This window comes from Allorhizocola rhizosphaerae (assembly GCF_003426775.1).
GTDB classification, from domain to species: Bacteria; Actinomycetota; Actinomycetes; order Mycobacteriales; family Micromonosporaceae; genus Allorhizocola; species Allorhizocola rhizosphaerae.
Genome location: NZ_QJUG01000033.1, coordinates 1 through 18,552 on the forward strand (window position 1 = coordinate 1; position 18,552 = coordinate 18,552).

The 18,552-nt window shown below is 67.7% G+C and carries 17 protein-coding genes and 1 pseudogene; 8 read left to right on the plus strand and 10 right to left on the minus strand.

From position 1 onward, the window contains the following. Nucleotides 1–456, plus strand: a 456-nt coding sequence (locus DM816_RS45205; protein ID WP_170318798.1) for a cellulose binding domain-containing protein, incomplete at its 5' end; no start/stop codon positions are given. A 31-nt stretch (nt 457–487) separates the two neighbouring features. Here DM816_RS45205 and DM816_RS09365 read toward each other — a convergent pair. Together DM816_RS09365 and DM816_RS45210 are read right to left on the minus strand one after the other, a co-directional pair. Further along, nucleotides 488–862, minus strand: a complete 375-nt coding sequence (locus DM816_RS09365; protein WP_117209762.1) for a VOC family protein — start codon at nt 860–862, stop codon at nt 488–490. A gap of 73 nt (nt 863–935) precedes the next feature. After that, complete coding sequence (locus tag DM816_RS45210) at nt 936–1,739, minus strand: GntR family transcriptional regulator (protein ID WP_117209763.1); 804 nt, start codon at nt 1,737–1,739, stop codon at nt 936–938. A 46-nt stretch (nt 1,740–1,785) separates the two neighbouring features. Here DM816_RS45210 and DM816_RS09375 point away from each other — a divergent pair, with 46 nt between their 5' ends. Further along, nucleotides 1,786–3,054, plus strand: coding sequence for an MDR family MFS transporter (locus DM816_RS09375; RefSeq protein ID WP_246001763.1), 1,269 nt, complete (start codon nt 1,786–1,788; stop codon nt 3,052–3,054). Between the two features lie 78 nt (nt 3,055–3,132). Here DM816_RS09375 and DM816_RS09380 read toward each other — a convergent pair whose 3' ends face one another. Genes DM816_RS09380 through DM816_RS09395 form a run of 4 tightly spaced genes read right to left on the minus strand, consistent with a single transcriptional unit; the run spans nt 3,133 to nt 8,228 of the window. Continuing rightward, nucleotides 3,133–5,127, minus strand: a complete 1,995-nt coding sequence (locus DM816_RS09380) for a beta-galactosidase (RefSeq protein WP_246001765.1) — start codon at nt 5,125–5,127, stop codon at nt 3,133–3,135. Nucleotides 5,128–5,151: 24 nt separating this feature from the next. Further along, nucleotides 5,152–6,483: an ABC transporter substrate-binding protein gene (locus DM816_RS09385; RefSeq protein ID WP_211588609.1), complete on the minus strand. Its 1,332-nt coding sequence runs from the start codon at nt 6,481–6,483 to the stop codon at nt 5,152–5,154. A 28-nt stretch (nt 6,484–6,511) separates the two neighbouring features. Beyond that, nucleotides 6,512–7,357 carry a carbohydrate ABC transporter permease gene (locus tag DM816_RS09390; protein ID WP_117209765.1) on the minus strand — a complete coding sequence of 282 codons (846 nt, stop codon included), beginning with the start codon at nt 7,355–7,357 and terminating at the stop codon, nt 6,512–6,514. Nucleotide 7,358: 1 nt separating this feature from the next. After that, nucleotides 7,359–8,228: a carbohydrate ABC transporter permease gene (locus DM816_RS09395; RefSeq protein WP_117209766.1), complete on the minus strand. Its 870-nt coding sequence runs from the start codon at nt 8,226–8,228 to the stop codon at nt 7,359–7,361. 142 nt (nt 8,229–8,370) lie between these two features. Between DM816_RS09395 and DM816_RS09400 the strand changes: the two genes are divergently transcribed. Then, nucleotides 8,371–9,390 carry a LacI family DNA-binding transcriptional regulator gene (locus DM816_RS09400; RefSeq protein ID WP_117209767.1) on the plus strand — a complete coding sequence of 340 codons (1,020 nt, stop codon included), beginning with the start codon at nt 8,371–8,373 and terminating at the stop codon, nt 9,388–9,390. A gap of 124 nt (nt 9,391–9,514) precedes the next feature. Continuing rightward, entirely contained in the window at nt 9,515–10,051 is a 537-nt protein-coding gene (locus tag DM816_RS09405) for a Uma2 family endonuclease (RefSeq protein WP_117209768.1), read from the plus strand. 417 nt (nt 10,052–10,468) lie between these two features. Here the strand turns inward: DM816_RS09405 and DM816_RS09410 are convergent, their stop codons facing one another. The 3 genes from DM816_RS09410 to DM816_RS09420 form a co-directional block, all read right to left on the minus strand. After that, nucleotides 10,469–11,245 (minus strand): aminoglycoside phosphotransferase family protein, encoded by a 777-nt coding sequence (locus DM816_RS09410; RefSeq protein WP_117209769.1) that lies wholly within the window; start codon nt 11,243–11,245, stop codon nt 10,469–10,471. Nucleotides 11,246–11,542: 297 nt separating this feature from the next. After that, nucleotides 11,543–12,625, minus strand: coding sequence for a hypothetical protein (locus tag DM816_RS09415; protein ID WP_162907276.1), 1,083 nt, complete (start codon nt 12,623–12,625; stop codon nt 11,543–11,545). Nucleotides 12,626–12,636: 11 nt separating this feature from the next. Further along, nucleotides 12,637–12,957, minus strand: coding sequence for a PadR family transcriptional regulator (locus DM816_RS09420; RefSeq protein WP_117209771.1), 321 nt, complete (start codon nt 12,955–12,957; stop codon nt 12,637–12,639). Nucleotides 12,958–13,064: 107 nt separating this feature from the next. Here DM816_RS09420 and DM816_RS09425 point away from each other — a divergent pair, with 107 nt between their 5' ends. The 3 genes from DM816_RS09425 (at nt 13,065) to DM816_RS45470 (ending at nt 14,991) form a co-directional block, all read left to right on the plus strand. Then, nucleotides 13,065–13,985, plus strand: coding sequence for a GNAT family N-acetyltransferase (locus tag DM816_RS09425; protein ID WP_117209772.1), 921 nt, complete (start codon nt 13,065–13,067; stop codon nt 13,983–13,985). Between the two features lie 69 nt (nt 13,986–14,054). Continuing rightward, nucleotides 14,055–14,411: a YciI family protein gene (locus DM816_RS09430; RefSeq protein WP_117209773.1), complete on the plus strand. Its 357-nt coding sequence runs from the start codon at nt 14,055–14,057 to the stop codon at nt 14,409–14,411. A 190-nt stretch (nt 14,412–14,601) separates the two neighbouring features. Further along, entirely contained in the window at nt 14,602–14,991 is a 390-nt protein-coding gene (locus DM816_RS45470) for a hypothetical protein (protein WP_342768688.1), read from the plus strand. Here the strand turns inward: DM816_RS45470 and DM816_RS45475 are convergent. Further along, nucleotides 14,967–15,143: pseudogene (locus tag DM816_RS45475) on the minus strand (acyltransferase domain-containing protein); the annotation flags it as partial. The gene DM816_RS45470 and the pseudogene DM816_RS45475 sit on opposite strands and share 25 nt — an antisense overlap. An 87-nt stretch (nt 15,144–15,230) precedes the next feature. On the opposite strand from DM816_RS45475, the gene DM816_RS09440 reads away from it, so the two are divergent. Further along, the gene (locus DM816_RS09440) at nt 15,231–18,509 is read left to right on the plus strand and encodes a phosphodiester glycosidase family protein (RefSeq protein ID WP_117209774.1); all 3,279 of its coding nucleotides are present in this window, start codon (nt 15,231–15,233) and stop codon (nt 18,507–18,509) included. The last annotated feature ends 43 nt before the right edge of the window (nt 18,510–18,552 follow it).

Here is an 18,552-nt window from a genome sequence, read left to right on the forward strand (position 1 = left end):
CAGGTCGGCACCAGCACCACAACCACCTTCACCAACACCGGACTGTCGGCCAACACCAGCTACTGCTACCGCGTCACCGCATCCAACACCAACGGCACGTCCGGCCCATCCAACACGGTCACCGCCACGACCACCGGCGGCGGGGGCGGCGGCTGCACGGCCACGGCGACCGTCCAAAGCCAGTGGGGCAACGGCTATGTCGTGCAACCGGTGACGGTCACCAACACCGGCACGTCGGCGATCACCGGCTGGCGGGTCACGTTCACCCTCCCCGCCGGGCACACGATCGTGGGCATGTGGAACGCCACCCCAACGGGCAGTGGCACCATCACCGCCACAAACCTGAGCTACAACGGCAACCTCGGGCCGAGCGGGAGCACCAGCTTCGGCTTCCAGGTCAGCCGGCCCAACGGCAACACCCAGCTGCCGTCCGGCTACACCTGCACCGCCTCATAGCGAGATAGCGCAAAAAAGTGCGGCCCGCGGTTCACCCCGCGGGCCGCCGCGGCGCATGGTGCAGCACGCAGAACTCGTTGCCCTCGGGATCGGCCAGCACAAAGAACCCCTCGTCGCCGTTCTGCCCGACGTCGGCGGGCCGGGCACCCAACCCGATGAGCCGCTCGACCTCCTTCTCCCAGGGTCCGTCGGCGACCATATCGGGATGGATGCGGTTCTTTCCTTTCTTGGGGGTACCGGATCCCTGCAGCCACACCGTCGGCAGATCCTCACGGCCGGGTGGAAACAGCTTGGCGCTGCCGTCGTCGCCCTTCTCGGCCTCGTAGCCCAGTGCCTCGGACCAGAACCGGATCATCAGATCCAGATCCTTCACATCGATCGTCCATTGCGCCACTTGCACAGACATGACATCGGCATACCCGCATGCGCAAGCCGGGTAACCGGTGACCATCGCCAGACCCGCCCGGCGGCGCGTCAGATCAGGCCAATGAGCCAAGTGGAACGGGACTGAGCGCGCTCGCGATCGCGGCGGCAGCGGCTCGCAGTCTGTCCGCCCCGACGTTGCCATAGCCGATTACCAGGCCGGGATAGGGCGCGGTGGTCATCGCATAGGCCGACAATGGTGCGAGCCGGATTCCTTTGCCTGCCAAACGCTTGGCCAACTCGCGATCGTTCACGCCCGCCGGCAGGCGCAGCACGACGTGCAAGCCGGCCGCGATGCCGACCGGTTGCCACTCAGGGAATCGGGCCGCAAGCTCAGCCAGCAGGGCGTCCCGGCGTTGCCGGTAGAGGCGGCGAGTCTTGCGCAGGTGCCTGTCATAGCCACCGGATCGCAGTAGCTCGGCGAACCCCGCCTGCTCGGCAACGCTGCCGCCCCGATCGTAAAGCCGTTTGCCTTCCAGCCCGATGCGGCAGGCGGAAATCCATGCAGCCCTGGGAAAGGCACCGAGCGCGGGCATCCCGGTGCGCAGATCGTACTCCCAGCGAACCGGCGGCACAGGGGCTGCCACGGCTGATGACGAGGTGACCGAGGCGAGCGCGACACGGGTGCCCGAGCCGCGCCGGGCGGTCAGGTAGCCCTCGGCGATGAGCTGATCGTAGGCGGCGGTCACGGTGCCTCTGGCCAAACCGAGCTGCACGGCCAGGTCCCGGCTGGAGGGGAGCCTGATTCCGGCGGGTAGGTGGCCGGACCGGATCGCCTCCCGCAAGGCGCGCTCGAGCCAGCGAGGCCCGGCTGCGGTCGGCAGTAGCAGCTCGCGGAAAGTGGACCAGTTTTTCTCCATCGAAGTGGAGCTTATTTTCGGGCCACCGGAGCCACAAGGTCAACCTATGGAATTCATCACCGCCTGGCTGCGGGAGACCACGGGCGGCTTGCCAAAGGTTTTCTGGTACCTGTGGAGCATCACCCTGATCGGCAACATCGCCTCGTTCGTGCTGATCTTCTTGACCTTCTACCTGCAGAGCGCGCGCGGCTTCACGGCCGCGCAGGTCGGCGTGGTGCTCGCGGTGACCGGGGTGGGCAGCGTCATCGGCAGCACACTCGGCGGTGTGCTCGCCGACCGCTGGAGCAGGCGCCGCACCGCAATCACGGGCTACCTCATCTGCATGGTTTCCCTGCTCGGTACCGGTATGACGGCCGACCTCTCAGTGATCGTCGCCATGATGCTGGCCAACGGGATAGGCATCTCGTTCGCCGGCACAGCGAGCAGCGCGCTGGTCACGGACGTGGTCGCCGAAGCAGACCGGACCAGAGCGTTCAGCATCAACTACTGGTCGATCAACATCGGCACCTCGGTCGCGGCACTGCTCGCCCCGGTGGCGATGCAGGCGGACTTCTTTCTGCTCTTCGCATTCGACGCGGCCGGTGTCGCCGTACTGGCAATGATCATGTTTGCCCTGATTCCGGAAACCCGGCCGACCGCGGACGGATCGGAGCCGGCCTCCCCGATTTCCACGGGTTCGCTGCGCAATGTGCTTACTGACCGGGTCTTCCTTACCTTTGTGGTGCTGTTCTTCGTCTTTCAACTGGTCTTCAAACAGAACAACGCCGGATTGCCGCTGGCGGTGCAGCGCGATGGGCTGGACGCGACCGCCTACGGCTGGATCTATGTCGTCAATACCCTGCTGATCGTGATCGGGCAGCTTTTTCTGCCCCGGCTGATCCGCGACCGGGCGCACTCGAAGGTCCTCGCCCTTGGAGTGTTTCTCGTCGGAGCCGGCTTCGGGATGACCGCCCTGGCCGATGTGGCGTGGTTCTACGCCGTGACCGTGGCGGTTTGGACACTCGGCGAGATGGCCTACTTCTCCGTGCTCGACGCGAGCGTCGCCGGGCTGGCACCACGTCATCTGCGGGGCCGGTACTTCGGGGTCTTCTCGTCCGCGAGCCAGCTCTCGAGGTTTGCCGCACCACTGTTCGCCGGATACCTGCTGCACAGCTACGGCGAGTTGCTTTGGATTGCCTGTCTCGTCATGGGTGTCGGCGCCGCGGCGGCCTACCTGCTGACCGCGCGACTCCGTGAGCACCGGATAGCGCAACTTCGGACCACTGCGCAAAGACCCACGGCAGCGGCCGAATCACTGGTCGGGCAGCCTGGGTGACGCGCGCGCACCAGTCAACGCCAGGCCGTGTTTGCCCGTGGGCGTTGCCGCGTAGTCGGACAGGTGCGGCCGGGCCGGCTAATCCAGCGGGACGACCGCCACGGCGCGGGGTTCGAGGGTCACCGTGCCCGCGAACCCGTCGACCGTGACCGGGTCGTCCGCGCGGTTGATGAGAAACGCATAACGGTCCGTGCCATGAGAACGGATCGCGAGTTCGACTTTGCCGCGCGCCGCGGGCGGCAGTTCGCTGTGCACGCCGGCGGCGCCCGCGAGATCGGACAGCACGCGAGTGAGCCCGTCGGGCCCGAGCCGCGTGGAGACATAGGACGCAGACCCCGCGCCCACCGCCCGCCGCGTGATCGCCGGTGAGCCGTCGGCGTAACGCGCCAAGATGGAGGCGTCGACGGGATCGACCCGTTCCGACCAAAGCGTGCCCGTCAAGCCGTTGTCCAAGGACACGTGCTCGGAGTCCAGCAGCGGGGTGAACTCCTGCACCCGGATCCCGAGCAGTTCCCGCAGCGCACCCGGATACCCGCCAAGCCACACGTGGTCGTTCTCGTCGACAGTGCCCGAGAAGTAGGTCGCGACCAGATGCCCGCCGGACTCCGCAAACTGCCGCAGTTCCTTGGCCGCGTGCTCACTGAGCACATGCAGGATCGGCGCGACCACCAGACCGTAGCCCTCCAGCGGTGTGCCGTGCGCGATGACGTCCGCGCGGATGCCGAGATTGAGGAAGGCCGTGTACCAGTCGAGCGCCTCCTGCCGATACCGCAGGCGATCCGTCGGGTGCGAGTCGGCCTCGGCCGCCCACCACGATTCCCAGTCGAACACGATGGCCGCAGGAGAACGCTCGCGCACCGATCCCGCCACGACCGCCAACTCCCGCAGAGTCGCGCCAAGCCCAACAACCGTGCGGAAAACGTCGCTGTCCGCACCCGCGTGCGGCACCATCGCCGAGTGGTACTTTTCCGCGCCCGCTGCGGACTGCCGCCACTGGAAGAAGCAGACCGCGTCGGCGCCATGCGCGACGTGCGTGAGCGAATCGCGCATCAGCTCGCCCGGCTTCTTCGCGAGGTTGACCGGCTGCCAGTTCACCGCGCTTGTCGAGTGCTCCATGAGGTACCACGGACGCCCCCCGGCGATGTTCCCGGTCAGATTCGCCGAGAACGAAAGCTCGTCGAACGCTTGCGGGCCGGGCTGCACATAGTGGTCGTTGGACACGAAGTCGATTTCCCGCGCCCACCGCGCGTAGTTCATGCCCTTCGTCCCGCCCATGATCATGAAGTTGGTCGTCGCGGGCACGTCCGGCGTCAGTTCGAGCAGCAGCTCCCGTTCGGCGCGCAGATACTGCCGCAGCGCCTCGTCGGAGAACCGCTTGAAGTCAAGCTGCTGCGTGGGATTCGGGTGGGTGGCGGCCAGCCTCGGGGGCAGAATCTCTTGCCAGTCACCGTATTGCTGCGACCAGAACGCCGTACCCCAGGCATGATTTAAAGCGTCAATCGTGGTGTATCGCTGGCGCAGCCACTCCCGGAAGGCGCGCGCCGCGTCGTCGGAGTAGTCGTAAACATTATGGCAGCCAAGCTCGTTGGAGATGTGCCACGCCACCAGGGCCGGGTGGCCGCCATATCGCCGCGCCATCGCCTCGACCAACGCGAGCGCGTAACGCCGAAACACCGGAGACGTTGGGCGCCAATGCTGCCGCCCGCCCGGCCACACCGTCTCGCCGCGCTCGTTGACCGGCAGGATCTCCGGATACTTGGCGGTCAGCCAGGGCGGCGGCGACGCGGTCGCAGTAGCGAGATCCACCGCGATCCCGTTGGCGTGCAACAGGTCCATCACCTCGTCAAGCCAGCCGAACTCCCAAACCTCAGGAGCGGGTTGCAGCCGCGCCCACGAGAAGATGCCGACGGACACGATGTTGACGCCCGCCTCGCGCATCAGGCGCACATCCTCCTGCCACACGGATTTCGGCCACTGCTCGGGGTTGTAGTCTGCGCCGAAGCCGAGGCCCGGGATGCGCGGCCAGCGCGGGCGGTGCTGCACGAATGTCACTCCCCTATAAAGGGTGGGCACAGTGGCCCACCCTTGGCTAGCACGTCAGTTAACCGTGAAACCCTGATCCTTGCCGTACTTGACGCACGCGTCCTGCCATGCCTTCAAGCCGTCGGCGAGGGTCGTGTTGGACACATACGCCTTGCCAACCGTGTCGTTGAAGATGCTGTTGGCGTACACCTGGAACGGCAGATACGACCAACCGGGCACGACGCCGTTCGCGGACTGCGCGAAGATCTGGTTGGCCTTCTGCCCGCCGAAGTACGGGAATTCCTTGTTGAGGAACGCATCCGACTTCATGTCGGCGGTCGTCGCCGGGAACGCGCCGTTGTCGAGCCGGATCTTCACGCCCTCGCCCGCCGTGGCGTACTTGAGGAATCCGTATGCGAGCGCGTTGTTGGTGCCCGCCTTGGGGATGGCAAGCGAACTGCCGCCGTTTTCGGCCGTTGCGGTGCCGCCCGCGGTCCACTGCGGCATCGGCGCGACGCGCCAGTCGCCCTTGGCCGGGGCCACACCGGTCTCCAGGTTGGCCGGCATCCACGCTCCAATCACGAGGGTCGCGATGGTGCCGTCGCCCAGACCCTTGTACCACGCGTCGCTCCAGCCCGTGACCGGCGCGAGCAGCTTCTCGCTGACGAGCTGCTGCCACAGGGTGGAAAACTTCTGCGAGCCCGGGTCGGCCAGATTGACTTTCACGTTGGTACCGTCCACGGTGAACGGTTTCCCGCCGGCCTGCCAGATCAGGCTCGTGGTGAAGCCCGCGTCGCCGGTATCGCTGGTGATGTAGGCCTTCGGGTCGGCGGCATGCAGTTTCCGCGCCGCCGCCACATACTCGTCCCACGTCGTCGGCACGGTGATGCCGTGCGTGTCGAACACCTTCTTGTTGTAGAACAACGCCATCGGGCCGGAGTCCATCGGCAGGCCATAGATGGTGCCACCGGATTTCACCGACGCCCAGGGGCCGGGGGTGAACGTCCCGTCCAGCTCGCCCGCGCCGAACGAGCCCAGATCGGTGAGCGACTTGCCGAGCGCGAACTGCGGCAGCGCGTAGTACTCGATCTGCGCGAGGTCGGGCACGCCCTTGCCCGCGGCGATCGCGTTTTGCAGCGCCGTGTACTGCTTGTCGCCGGTCCCGGCGTTGACCAGATTGACCTTCACCTTCGGGTATTTGGTCTGGAACGCGGTGACGACCTGCTTGAGGGTCGGCTCCCAGGCCCACACGGTGACGGTGCCGCCCGCGTCGAGCGCGGCCTGCACCTGATCGGCCGTCACGGGCCCGGTGCCGTTGTTGCCGTCATCGGAGCCGCATGCGCCCAGAGTCACGGCCAACGACACGGCCATGGCCGAGCCGAGAAGGGTACGACGGTTGATATTCATCATGGGTGTCCTTTCCAACAGGGGTGGTTCAGTCCTTGACGCCGCCGGTGGCCAGGCCCGACTGCCAATAGCGCTGCAACAGCAGGAAGGCCAGCAACAGGGGCAGGATCGTCAGCAGCGATCCGGTGATGACGAGGTTGAAGATGACGTCCCCACCGGCGGTCGTCGCCTGGTCGTTCCACTCGTTGAGGCCGAGCGTGAGCGGGTACCAGTCCGGGTCCTTGAGCATGATGAGCGGCAGGAAGTAGTTGTTCCACGTGGCCACCATGGCGAACAGGGCCACGGTGACGATGCCGGGCGCGAGCAGGGGCACGCAGATGCGCAGGAATGTGCGGAATTCGTTGGCGCCGTCGACCCGCGCGGCCTCCATGAGCTCGCCGGGGATCGCCTCCGCCGCGAATGTCCACATCAGATAGAGCCCGAACGGGGAGATCAGCGATGGGATGATGACCGCCCATGGCGTATTGGTCAGCCCGAGCTTGGAGAACATGAGGAAGGTCGGCACGGCGAGCGCGGTGCCCGGCACGGCCACCGCACCGATCACGATGGCGAACACCCCGCGCTTGCCCGGAAAGTCGAACTTGGCGAGGGCATATCCGCCCAGTGTCGCGAGGATCGTCGCCCCGCCCGCGCCCACGATCACGTAGAGCAGCGTGTTGAGCAACCATCGCACGAACACGCCGTTGTTGTAGGTCAGCGTGTCGCGGATGTTGTCCCACAACGCGAAGTCGCCGGCGAACCACAGCCCGAACGAGTCCAACAGGCCCGGCTGGGTCTTGGTCGCGTTGATGATCAGCCACACGAGCGGGACGAGGCTGTAGATGAGCATGATGCCGGTCAGCACGGTGAGCAGCAGGCTGCGACGGCGCCGCATGTCAGCGCTCCTTTCGGGTGGCGCGCAGCTGCACGGCGTAGGCCACGATCACGGTCAGCACGCCCATGACGATCGCGACCGTGGCCGAGTAGTTGTACTGCTGGCCCGAGAACGACAGCGAATACGCGTACAGGTTGGGCGTGTAGAACGTGGTGATCACGTTGGGCGCCAGACTCTGCAGGATGGCGGGCTCGTTGAACAGCTGGAAGCTGCCGATGATGGAGAAGATGGTCGCGATGAGCAGGGCCCCGCGGATGGCCGGAAGCTTGATCGACCGGATCACCCGCAGCTGGCTCGCCCCGTCGATCTCGGCGGCCTCGTACAGCGATCTCGGCACCACCTGAAGCGCGCTATAGAAGATCAGCATGTTGTACCCGACAAACTCCCACGTCACGATGTTGCCGATCGACGCGAGCATGAGGCCCGGGGACAGCGGGTCGGGCAGCGACAGCCCGAGCGATTCGTTGAGGTTGCCGACGAGCCCGAACTGGGACCCGTACATGAAGCCCCACATGAGCGTGGCGACCACGGCCGGGACGGCATATGGCATGAAGACGGTGACCCGGAAGAACGCCTTGCCGTAGAGCCGGCCGCTGTCGATGGCCAGCGCGACAAGCAGGGCCAGGAACAGCATGATCGGCACCTGGACCACCAGGAACAGCGCGACCCGCCCGGCCGCCGACCAGAACTGCGGATCGGTGAGGGCGCGCTCGTAGTTTTCCAGCCCCGCGAAGCTGGTGCCGCCGATCAGCCGGGTGCGGAACAGGCTCAGGTAGAGCGCGTACGCGATGGGGGCCAGGAAGACGAAGGCGAACACGGCCAAGAACGGCCCGATGAACGCCCACCCCGTCCATGACCTGCGCCTTGCCATGCACACTCCTCTCGCGAGAAAGATCCAAGCTCGCGAATGTTTACGTTAACATCGGCTGAGTGATAGTGTCACCGCGCCGGAGAACGCGTCAAGCTGCGGTTTCCGATTCGTTACCGGCGGCACCAGGGGAGGATGCGATGGGATGGCCCATTTGAAGCGACGGGTATCGATGGCGGACGTGGCCCGGCTCGCCGGAGTCTCCTCACAAACCGTCTCCCGCGTCGCCAACGGACACCCCAGCGTCGTCGGCAGCACCCGGCAGCAGGTCCTGGCCGCCATGCGCGAGTTGGGCTACAGACCCAACAGCGCCGCGCGAGCCCTGAAAAGGGGAGCCTTCCGGACCATTGGGGTCATTCTCTTTACCTTGTCCAGTACCGGCAACAGCCGCACACTTGAGGCGATCGCCGACCATGCGGCGGGCCAGGGATACGCCATCACGCTCATCCCGGTCGCGGTGCCCACGCAAGACGAGGTGCTCGGGGCATTCACCCGCCTCGGGGAGCTGGCCGTCGACGGGATCATCGTCATCATGGAGGTGCACCTGCTCGACTCCGCGACCGTGACCCTGCCCCCGCACGTGCAGGTGGTCGTGGTCGACTCGGATGCGGGCGACCGATACAGCGTCGTCGACACCGACCAAACCGACGGCGCCCGCCAGGCGGTCGCGCATCTGCTCGAACTTGGGCACCGCACGGTCTGGCACGTGACCGGCCCGCAGGAGTCCTTCGCCAGCAACCGGCGCGAGCAGGCGTGGCGGCGCACCCTTGAGGAGGCCGGGCGGCCCGTGCCACCGCCGCTGCACGGTGACTGGTCCGCCGAGTCCGGCTACCGGGCCGGGCTCGCCCTGGCCGACGAGCCCGACTGCACGGCCGTGTTCACCGCCAACGACCAGATGGCGCTCGGCGTGTTACGAGCCCTGCACGAGCAGGGCCGGCGCGTGCCCGCGGACACCAGCGTGGTCGGGTTCGACGACCTGCCCGAGGCGGGGGCGTTCATCCCTCCACTCACGACAGTGCACCAGGACTTCACGGAGGTCGGGCGCAGGTGCGTGCAGGGCATCCTGCGCCAGATCGAGGGCGGCGAGCCCGAGCACGGCACGACCCTCGTCCCCACCCGGCTCGTGGTCCGCGAAAGCACCGCGCCCCCACCGCCGCCCGCATAACGCGCGGACGCGGCGTCGGGTTCGTGGACCGGTAGGATGTAGCTCGTGGTGACGCGCATAGCCCCAAGATCGTCGACACTGGGGGATGTGATGATGACTGCGGAAGCTATCGCCCCCGACGTGGATGTATGAACTCGTCACCGCCGAGCAGTACGACTCGTGGTCTGAGGAACAGTGCGCCGGCATCGAGATCGTGGATGGGATGATTGTCGGGAGCCCGAGCCCGTCCAAGCGACACAACCGGATCGCGAAAATGCTCGCGGTGGCCTTGGAAGCGGCGGCCGGCGATGAGTGGAACGCCGACGTCGACTTCGACCTCCGACTGCACGATGTGCCTCTGCTCAACCGGCGGCCCGACGTGATCGTCTATCGGGCGGACACCATCGACATCACGCCGACCCGCCCAGAGCACGTGCTCCTGGTCGCCGAAGTGGTCTCACCGGGCTGGGAGACGACCGATCGCATCGTCAAACTCGACCAATACGCGAAGGCTGGCATCCAGTTCTACTGGAGGATCGAGCAAGCACTCACCGGCATGCCCATCGTGTACACCTACGTGCTCGACATGGCCAGCGGAAGGTATCGCGACGCAGAGGTCTTCACCGGCGTGGTGAGAGCGACAGCGCCATTCCCCGTGACACTAGATCTCACAAAAATCTAGCTGGGACACGGATGCGGCAGACGGACCTGATCCAGCCACCGTCAAACCGCTCTACGATCCCCACAATCTCCAGCGCCCGGCTCGGTGGGGCCCGGTGTGGCGCTGCTGCCCGACCCGCGCAAGGTCGAGTGGCTCGGCCGCGAGTTCCTCCGCGTGCTCGGCCTACTGCCGGTAGTCGTGGGGCCGGGGTGAGTTCGTGGTCGGCCAGTCCGGGGCGAACCTGTTGCGCACCATGCTGATCCAGCTGATGGCCGAGGACGTGCCGGTCGCCGATCGCGGCGGCGCGCTGCGCCTCAACCCGCTGCTGCCGCCCGATCGGCTGCGCGCGCTGCACGAGCTTCCGCCAAGCGCTCCGGGTCGTGCGCGTTGGGTGTGCGTGGGCAGAATGCGGCCAGCCGGCAAGCGTGGCCGCTGGCGTCAGGCGCGGCCGGCGGAGGTGAGGCGCAGAAGGCGTTTGGCTTGCTGGGCAAGCGTTTCGGGCGGGTTGCGGTGGGCCGCGCTGTTGCCGGGCAGCAGCCTGTGCAGCCACAGCGCGGCCATGAGGCAGCGGGCCCGGCGCAGGCGTTCGCGGTCGAGGTCGAACCGGGTCAGGAACTCCTCCCAGTCAGTTTGGCGCGCCGACAGGTGCTCGGCGAGGTCGGCGAGCTCGTAGGCCACGTCGGAGGCACCCGCGTCTTCGAAGTCGACGATCCGGATGCGCTCGCCGTCCCACAGGTAGTTGGCGAGGTTGGGGTCGCCGTGCCCGATGACGGTCTGCTCGCCGGGGACGTCGGGCAGCGGCGGACCGGAGAGGAACTCGGCCGCCGCGTCGAACGCCTCGCCCGCGACGCCGGGCGGGCGGGTGGCGCCCGCGAACCATTGGCGGCCAACATCCTGCGCCTCCGCAGCGTGGTATCGCCGCGCAGGCAGGTCGCCCACGGCCGCCGACCACATCGCGCGCAGCGCACGCTCCAAACCGGACAGTTGGGCGTCAGACAGCGTGCCCGACAGGGGCAGTCCGGGCAGCCGGCTCATGGTCACCACGGGCGGTTGGGCGTCGAGGTCTTGCGCGAGCGGAGCTGGTACCAGATCGGGCAGATGGTTATGCAAACGGGTAAGCACTGTCCACTCGCGACGGTGCTCGCCCCGCTCCCATGACAAATAGCGCTTGGCCAGCTCTCCGCTCGTCACGACCATGTCATGCGTCTGCGACATCCGCCAAATCTAGCCGAGCCCGTGCCTTGCGGCTGCCCCGCGCGTCACCCGAAAGGCTGTCAGAAAACCTACGCGCGGCAGCGCCGCGATGGCCGACGCAAGGTCGCCAGTGACAACGCGGACGCGGTCGGCACGCCCCCACAGGAACATCGCCAGTCCAAAACGGGATGGCCGCGAGAGCGCGCACGATCGGCCTGCCCTCGGTGCACCGGCTGGCCCGACCGCGCCCGCATGCCGTGCCGCACGAGGTTGACCGCCTCGCGCACAGCAACCACCGGTAACGCCGCTCCAAACGGGTCATGCGAGCGCACCTTGCCGGGACGGACGCGCACCCCACCGCGGCAGCGCGGCCAGCGCCAGAGCGAACAGCGCGCACACGGAGCCGAAGTGGAAGAACAACAGGCTGTCGGGCAGGCCGAGCCACTCCCAGGCCGGATCCCAGCCCGGCCGAGGCCGCTTGATGTGCCAGGTGATTTTTTCCGACAACCCGGATGCCGCGATCGCGAGCCACACGAGCATCGCGAGCGCGTAGGGTATGGCCGCCAGGTTCTGCACCGCCCGCCTGCCCTCCGTGCGGCGGCTGGCCCAGCCGAACATCATCCACCCGAAGGCGAAGCCGAGCAGCCCGATGCCTATACCGGCCGGGTAGACGGTCCACGGCGTCGCCCGCGTGAGGTGGATGCTCAGATAACCGGAGCCCGGTTGGGGAGAGTTGAGTTCCAGCGTGAGGATCGAATCCTCACGGGTGGCCGACATTTTGAAGCGGTTGGGCGGGCTGGGCTGAGGACAGATGGCGCACCCGTCGACGTCGAGGGACATGACCGGGTGCAGGTCCCATCCGGCGGCGCGCAGCCGTTCCTGCGCGGTCCGCAGTGTCTGCTGGTGCTCGACCGGAGGATTGCCTCCCGCGAAGCCGACGGCCGCGGAAGTCTGGTGGAGATCGGAGTCGAGGCCCAGCAGGTATCCGAAGTCCGTCCAGGTCAGCTCCCGTCCCATCACGGAGAACAGGCCCTGGTCCAACTGGATGCCGTTGATCTGGTGGCCGGGAACGGCGTTGGCGAACAGGGCTCGGGCCTCCGCCTCGGACGGCAGCGGCCGCGCGGTTTCCCAGCCGACGCGGCTGCCGATGGCGCCGGCGAAGAGTCCGCAAAGGACAGCCGTCAGGCCCGCCCACACCGCAACGCTGCGACTTGCCGGGCGGCCCAACCGCGCCCGCATGCCTTGGCACACGAGATCGACGGCCTCGCGCAAGGTCGGCCGGGTGCGCCCGGTCGGGGCGAGCTCCAGCAGGGTACCCACGATCTCATCGGCACGGGCACGCCGGTAGGCCCGCGGATAGCACAGCAGCAACCGCCGGTACCGCCGCTCCAAAGAAGACACTCGGACCTCGCTTAGGTCAGTCGGGGTTTGAGCGCGCGCAGGCGGGCCTCGGCGGCACCGGCGAGCTGGCGCAGCCGCGCCGTCTCGGCCTGCAGCACGCGCAGCCCGTTGCCGGTCAGGCTGTAGTAGCGGCGCATGCGGCCGTCGATGACGTCGTCGCGCACATGCTCGACCAGACCCTGGGCCACCAGCCGGTCGAGCGCCGCGTAGAGCGTGCCCGGCAGGAGTTTGACCCGGCCGTCGGAGAGCTCGGCGACGTCGCGGATGATCCCGTAGCCGTGCTTGGGCCCGTCGGTGAGCGCGGTCAGCACGAGAAACGTCGGCTCGCGCATCTCAGTCACGCGACCAACATATATTGCCGATCAATCTATCCGCAAGCAGTCCACGAGCGCCGGTAAAATCCCGTGGAGCGTAACCGGTTTTCTGGTACACAGGACAGATGCCTGACGTATCGCTGCGCGTGGCCACGATCGATGACATGCCCGGCGTTTCTCGCATCCTGCGCACGCTCTTCCCCGCCTGGGTCATGAGCGACGACGCATGGCGGCACAACTTCCGCACCTTCCCCGCGCGGGCGCGGCGGCGCATCGTCGTGGCCGAGGCCGGGGGCGAGATCGTCGGTTTCGCCTCCGCGTTCCTCGACTTCGAGGCCACGCAGGAGAGCACGGGGCGGATGCGCCTGATGGTCCTGCCCGAGTCCCGCCGCCAGGGCATCGGCAGCGCGCTCTACGACGACGCGCTCGCCCACGAGGCCGAGATCGGCGCGCGGTCGGTGTATCTCTGGGCGCCCGATGACGACGACGCACACCGCTTCGCCGTCAAGCGGGGCTGGGAGCAGCGCCGTACCATGCGCTATTCGATGGCCGACCTCACGGACACGAGCCTGCTGCCGCCCATGCCCGACACGCCAAAGGGCGTGCGCCTGGTCGACCTGGACGAGGCCGGGCCGCGCGCGGTGTTCGAGTTCGACCGGATCGTCTCGCAGGACGAGCCCACCGACGTGCCCGGCGAGATGCACTCCTACGACGAGTGGATGGCGATGCACTGGCTCAGCCCTGACCACCGGCCCGACCTCGGTGTGGTCGCGATGTCCGGCGGGAAGGTCATCGCGGGCACGATCGTGGACGTCGACGAGCCCTACAGGCGCAGCGTGTCGGGCTTCACCGGGGTGGTGCGGGAGCATCGCGGGCGGGGGCTTGCCAAGCTCGTGAAGTCGGCCTCGCTGCGCAAGGTGGCCGCGGCCGGCATCACCCATGCGTACACGTCCAACGACGAGGAAAACGCGCCCATGATCGCCGTGAACGCCTGGCTTGGGTACCGCTTCATGACAAACCAGCGGCAATATCGCAAGATTCTTTAGCGTGTTGTCGAAAAGGCGCTCCCCGCTTTCGTCACCAGCATAAGCGGAAGAGTTCTTAAGGAGCCTGTCATGAAGTACGTGATGCTGATCTGCGACCCGGCCGAGCGCGCCGATCTGAGCGAGCAGGAGGAGAAGCGGGTCTACGACGAGATCTACGCGCACATCGAGAAGTGGGAGAAGCGCGGCCGCTACGTGCCTGGCGGGCACGAGTTGCAGGGCCCGAGCACGGCCCGCACCATCCGCACCGACGGCTCGGGCGGCACGGTCGTCACCGACGGGCCGTACACCGAGATCAAGGAGCTGGTCGGCGGGTTCATGGTGATCGAGGCGGACAGCATCGACGAGGCACTGGAGACCGCGTCGGAGTGGCCCGGCCTCCGCTTCGGCGCCGCCGTCGAGATACGCCCGATCGTCGTGCATGGCTGAGGCAGACTGTCAGTCGCGCTGACCATGACGTCAGTGTCACGACGCGCCGTCGACCATGGACGTAAGTTCATGATCGACGGGTAAGGAGGGTGAGTGGGTGCGGCGGCGGGTCATTTGGGATGCGGCCATTGATGTTTTGGGTACCGACGGCATCCGCCAGCCGACCCATCGAGCCGCGGACGCACGGGCCGTGCTGCAGCGCGAGCTCGGCAAGCTCGTCGCCGAAGGGCAGGCCCGGATGGCCACGTGGGCGGTGCCCGTGATCGCCGCGCTCGGTTCGGCCGACCCGCCGCGCGACCTGCGCCTGATCCTGTCGTTCATCGACGGGCTGATCGGCAACCGGCTCGCCGACCCGCGCCACGACTTCGACCCCGCGGGCGCGATCGCGACACTCCTAGCCGGGATGTTCACGCCCACCGATGCGGGCTACAGCTCCAGCCAGCCGCGTCCGATGTCCCAGCGGCGACCGTCCAACCGCGAACCGGGCATCACGAAGCGCTCGAAGGAGTCGCTCTCCTGGGTGTCGACGATGGCGAACCGCCGCTGGAACCGCACGATGTTGGACTCCGCGGGCAGGTGATCGGCCAGCGCCGGGTCGAGCAACCATGACATGCAGACCGCCACCTCATAGGGCTCGTCCGGAAAGTGGCGCGGGAAGAACTCGGCCGCCCGCGCGAACGCGACGTCGCACGCGGCTGGAGGCAGCGGTCCGCAGCACTCCGGGATGTGCACCCCACCATACCGAATGATCAAGGAAATTGTTTTTCGTTAACCTAACGGCTCTTGAAAATCTTCACCGTGTTCGGTTGACTGCCGGGCATGCGGAGAATCGCTGTACTCGCGCTCGTGCTCCCGCTGCTGGTGGTGCCCGCTTCGGCACCGGCCTTCAGCGACCCTGGCACGACGTTTATCGAAACCGACAGGCGCACCCGCCCGGTCGCGCCCGGCATCACCTTGACCTCATTCGATCGCATCGACGCGGCCGGGTGGCTGCGCGCCGACGCGCTCAGCGCTGACCTCGGCGGCGGCACGACCGTCGACTACCTCTACTCCGGCGCGGTGTCCAAACCGGAGCCGCTGTCCGGCCCGGCCACGCGGGCCGGTGCGGTCGCGGCGGTCAACGGGGACTTCTTCGACATCAACAACTCCGGCGCGGCGCAGGGCATCGGCATCCAAAATGGACAGCTGATCCAGTCGCCGGTCAGGGGACACAACCAGGCCGTGGGCGTCACCGCGGACGGGCTGGGGCGCGTGCTTCAGGTGTACTTCGAGGGCACGGCCACACCTGCGGGGGCCGCGCCCGTGAGCCTGACGCAGTTCAACAACCTGATTGAAGCCAACGGGGTGGGCGTGTTCACGCCGCTGTGGGGGTCCTACACGCGGACCCGTGCCGTGGAAGGTGCGGCCCGGGTGCGGGAAGTGACCATTGTGGACGGCATGGTGTCCGCGGTCGCCGACGCGGCCGGGAGCGGGCCCATCCCGGCGGGCACGACGATCCTCGTGGGCCGCGACGCGGGCGCCGATGCGCTCGCTCTTATGAATGTCGGCACGCGGGTGGATGTGGCGTACAAGCCCAAGCCCGACGGCGAGACCCAGCTGAAGGCGGCCATCGGGGGCAACGTGGTGCTCGTGCGCGACGGTGTTCCGCAAACCCATCCCGATCCGGTACCCAACCCGCGCACGGCCGTCGGCTTCTCCGCCGACGGGCGCACGATGCACCTGCTCACCGTCGACGGGCGGCAGGCCGACAGCCGGGGCGTCACGCTCACCGAGCTGGCCAAGCTCATGGCCGAGCTGGGTGCGCATCACGCGCTCAACCTCGACGGCGGCGGATCATCCACATTGCTCGCTCGCGAGCCGGGCAGCCCCGCGCTGCTCGTGGAGAACCAGCCCTCCGACGGCGGTGAGCGGTCGGTACCCAACGGCCTGGCGATCTACGCGCCACAGGGAAGCGGGCGGCTGCACGGCTTCTGGGTCGAGACCGCGATCGATCCGCTGCGGGCGCCGGGAACCGCGCCCGTGCGCGGTGGGCGGCCGGAGCGGGTGTTCCCCGGCTTGACCCGCAAGCTCACGGCGGCCGGACACGACGAGACCTACGGGCCGGCTGCCGGTCGTGCGCACTGGCGGGCCAATCCCGCCTCGCACGGGCTGGTCAACTCCGACGGGGTGTTCCGGGCGCTGTTCCCCGGGCGCACGACCGTCACCGCCTTCAACGGCAACGCAAAGGGTGAGCTCGCGCTGACCGTGCTCGGGCCGCTGGACCGGATCGAAAGCACGAGCACCAAGCTGGGCCTGGCAGGGCTCGACGCCGTGGGATCGTTCGGGGTGGTCGGGTACGACCGGGACGCCCGCTCGGCGCCGATCGAGCCTTCGGACGTCGAGCTCGACTACGACCCGGCGCTGCTGACGGTCACGCCCGGCGCCGACGGGAAGCTGGAGGTCAAGGCGCTCAAGCCGGTCGGGGCCGGGCTCGTCACCGTCCGGGTTGGACAGGCGAAAAGCGTTGTGGCCGTGACCATCGGGCTTGAGGATGTCGTGGTCGCCAACTTCGACAACGCCGCGCAGTGGTCGTACAGCGCGGTTCCGGCCAGCGTCGTGGGCTCAGTGGCACCGGCTGAGGGCAAGGTGGGCCAGGGCTTGAAGCTGTCGGCGAACTTCGCCCAGCACACGGTGACGCGGGCGGCGTACGCCAACCCGCCGGCGTTCATTGACGTGCCGGGGCAGCCGCAGGCGTTCACCATGTGGATCCACGGGCAGGGCAAGGGCGAATGGGCCAGCCTGCATCTGGTCGACGCGAACGGGGCCTCCCAGGTGTTGCGGGGCGGCAACGTCATGTGGACCGGGTGGCAGCAGGTGACGTTCAACGTGCCTGCCGGGATCGCGTATCCGGTGAAGATTCGCCGGTTCTACGCGCCCGAAATCAAGGCCGCGGCGCAGTATCAGAGCGAGCTCATCCTCGACGAGATCGTGGCCCGCGTGCCACCGGCGATCGAACTGCCCGCTTCTCAGGTGCGCACGGACGAAACCGTGGTGGCGGACGGCAATGTGGACGGTGCGCCGTGGCGGTTCGCGGTCATGTCGGACGCGCAGTTCGTCGCGTCCAATCCGGACAGCGAATTGGTGCGGGCCGCACGGCGTACCCTCCAAGAAATCAAGGCACAACGGCCCGACTTCCTCATCATCAACGGCGATTTCGTCGACACAGCCTTCCCGGCAGATTTCGCCTTGGCGAAACGGATCCTCGACGAGGAGCTGGGCGGGGAGCTGCCTTACTACTACGTGCCGGGCAACCACGAAATCATGGGTGCGCCGATCGCCAACTTCCGCGCGGTGTTCGGCGAAACGCAGCGCACGTTCGACCACGAGGGCGTGCGGTTCGTGACGCTGAATTCGGCCGATGGCACGCTGCGCGGCGGCGGCTTCGACCAGATCGTGCGGCTGCGCCAGGCGCTGGACACGGCCGCCACGGATCCGGCGGTCCGCTCGGTGGCCGTGTTCTTCCACCACCCGCCGCGCGACCCGACCCCGATCGACGCGAGCCAGCTCGGCGACCGCAAGGAGGCGGCGCTCGTGGAGCGGTGGCTGGCCGAGTTCGAGGAGCGCAGCGGCAAGGAGGCCGTCGTCGTCAGCGCCCACGTCGGCATGTTCAACGCCGGCCGGGTCGACGGCGTGCCGTTCATCGTCAACGGCAACACCGCCAAGGCGCCCGCCACGCCGCCCGCGGAAGGCGGGTTCACCGGCTGGAGCCTTTGGGGCGTCTCGCCTTCAGGTCTGCGGGCTGAGTTCCGGCCGCATGTGGACGCGCTCGCGGTGAACGCGCCCCAGTCGGTCGAGTTTGGACAGTTCGAGCCGTTGAGCGCCGCCCTGACGCAGGGCCCGCGCATGGTGCCGGTGAGCCTGCCGGTGAGCGCGGACTGGTCCGGCTCGCCGGGCGTCCACATCGGACCGATGAGCGGCCTGCGGCCGTGGCACGTCGCCTGGTTCAACCCGGCGACCGGCAAACTGCTCGCGATGCGCCCGTCGGGCAGCATCACCCTCACGGTCACCGTCAACGAGGCCGCGTCTTCCGCCACGATCGCGTTGACTCCGCAGGGATAGCCACTCACCGCGCCGGTCAGAACTCGACGAGCACCCACTCGCG

Coding starts and splice junctions, on each gene's coding strand:
- DM816_RS09440 (WP_117209774.1), top strand. CDS start 15,231: ATGCGGAGAATCGCTGTACTCGCGCTCGTGCTCCCGCTGCTGGTGGTG.
- DM816_RS09390 (WP_117209765.1), bottom strand. CDS start 7,357: ATGCGGCGCCGTCGCAGCCTGCTGCTCACCGTGCTGACCGGCATCATG.
- DM816_RS09420 (WP_117209771.1), bottom strand. CDS start 12,957: ATGCGCGAGCCGACGTTTCTCGTGCTGACCGCGCTCACCGACGGGCCC.
- DM816_RS09365 (WP_117209762.1), bottom strand. CDS start 862: ATGTCTGTGCAAGTGGCGCAATGGACGATCGATGTGAAGGATCTGGAT.
- DM816_RS09395 (WP_117209766.1), bottom strand. CDS start 8,228: ATGGCAAGGCGCAGGTCATGGACGGGGTGGGCGTTCATCGGGCCGTTC.
- DM816_RS45210 (WP_117209763.1), bottom strand. CDS start 1,739: ATGGAGAAAAACTGGTCCACTTTCCGCGAGCTGCTACTGCCGACCGCA.
- DM816_RS09410 (WP_117209769.1), bottom strand. CDS start 11,245: ATGTCGCAGACGCATGACATGGTCGTGACGAGCGGAGAGCTGGCCAAG.
- DM816_RS09425 (WP_117209772.1), top strand. CDS start 13,065: ATGCCTGACGTATCGCTGCGCGTGGCCACGATCGATGACATGCCCGGC.
- DM816_RS09405 (WP_117209768.1), top strand. CDS start 9,515: ATGTATGAACTCGTCACCGCCGAGCAGTACGACTCGTGGTCTGAGGAA.
- DM816_RS09375 (WP_246001763.1), top strand. CDS start 1,786: ATGGAATTCATCACCGCCTGGCTGCGGGAGACCACGGGCGGCTTGCCA.
- DM816_RS09430 (WP_117209773.1), top strand. CDS start 14,055: ATGAAGTACGTGATGCTGATCTGCGACCCGGCCGAGCGCGCCGATCTG.
- DM816_RS09385 (WP_211588609.1), bottom strand. CDS start 6,483: ATGAATATCAACCGTCGTACCCTTCTCGGCTCGGCCATGGCCGTGTCG.
- DM816_RS09400 (WP_117209767.1), top strand. CDS start 8,371: ATGGCCCATTTGAAGCGACGGGTATCGATGGCGGACGTGGCCCGGCTC.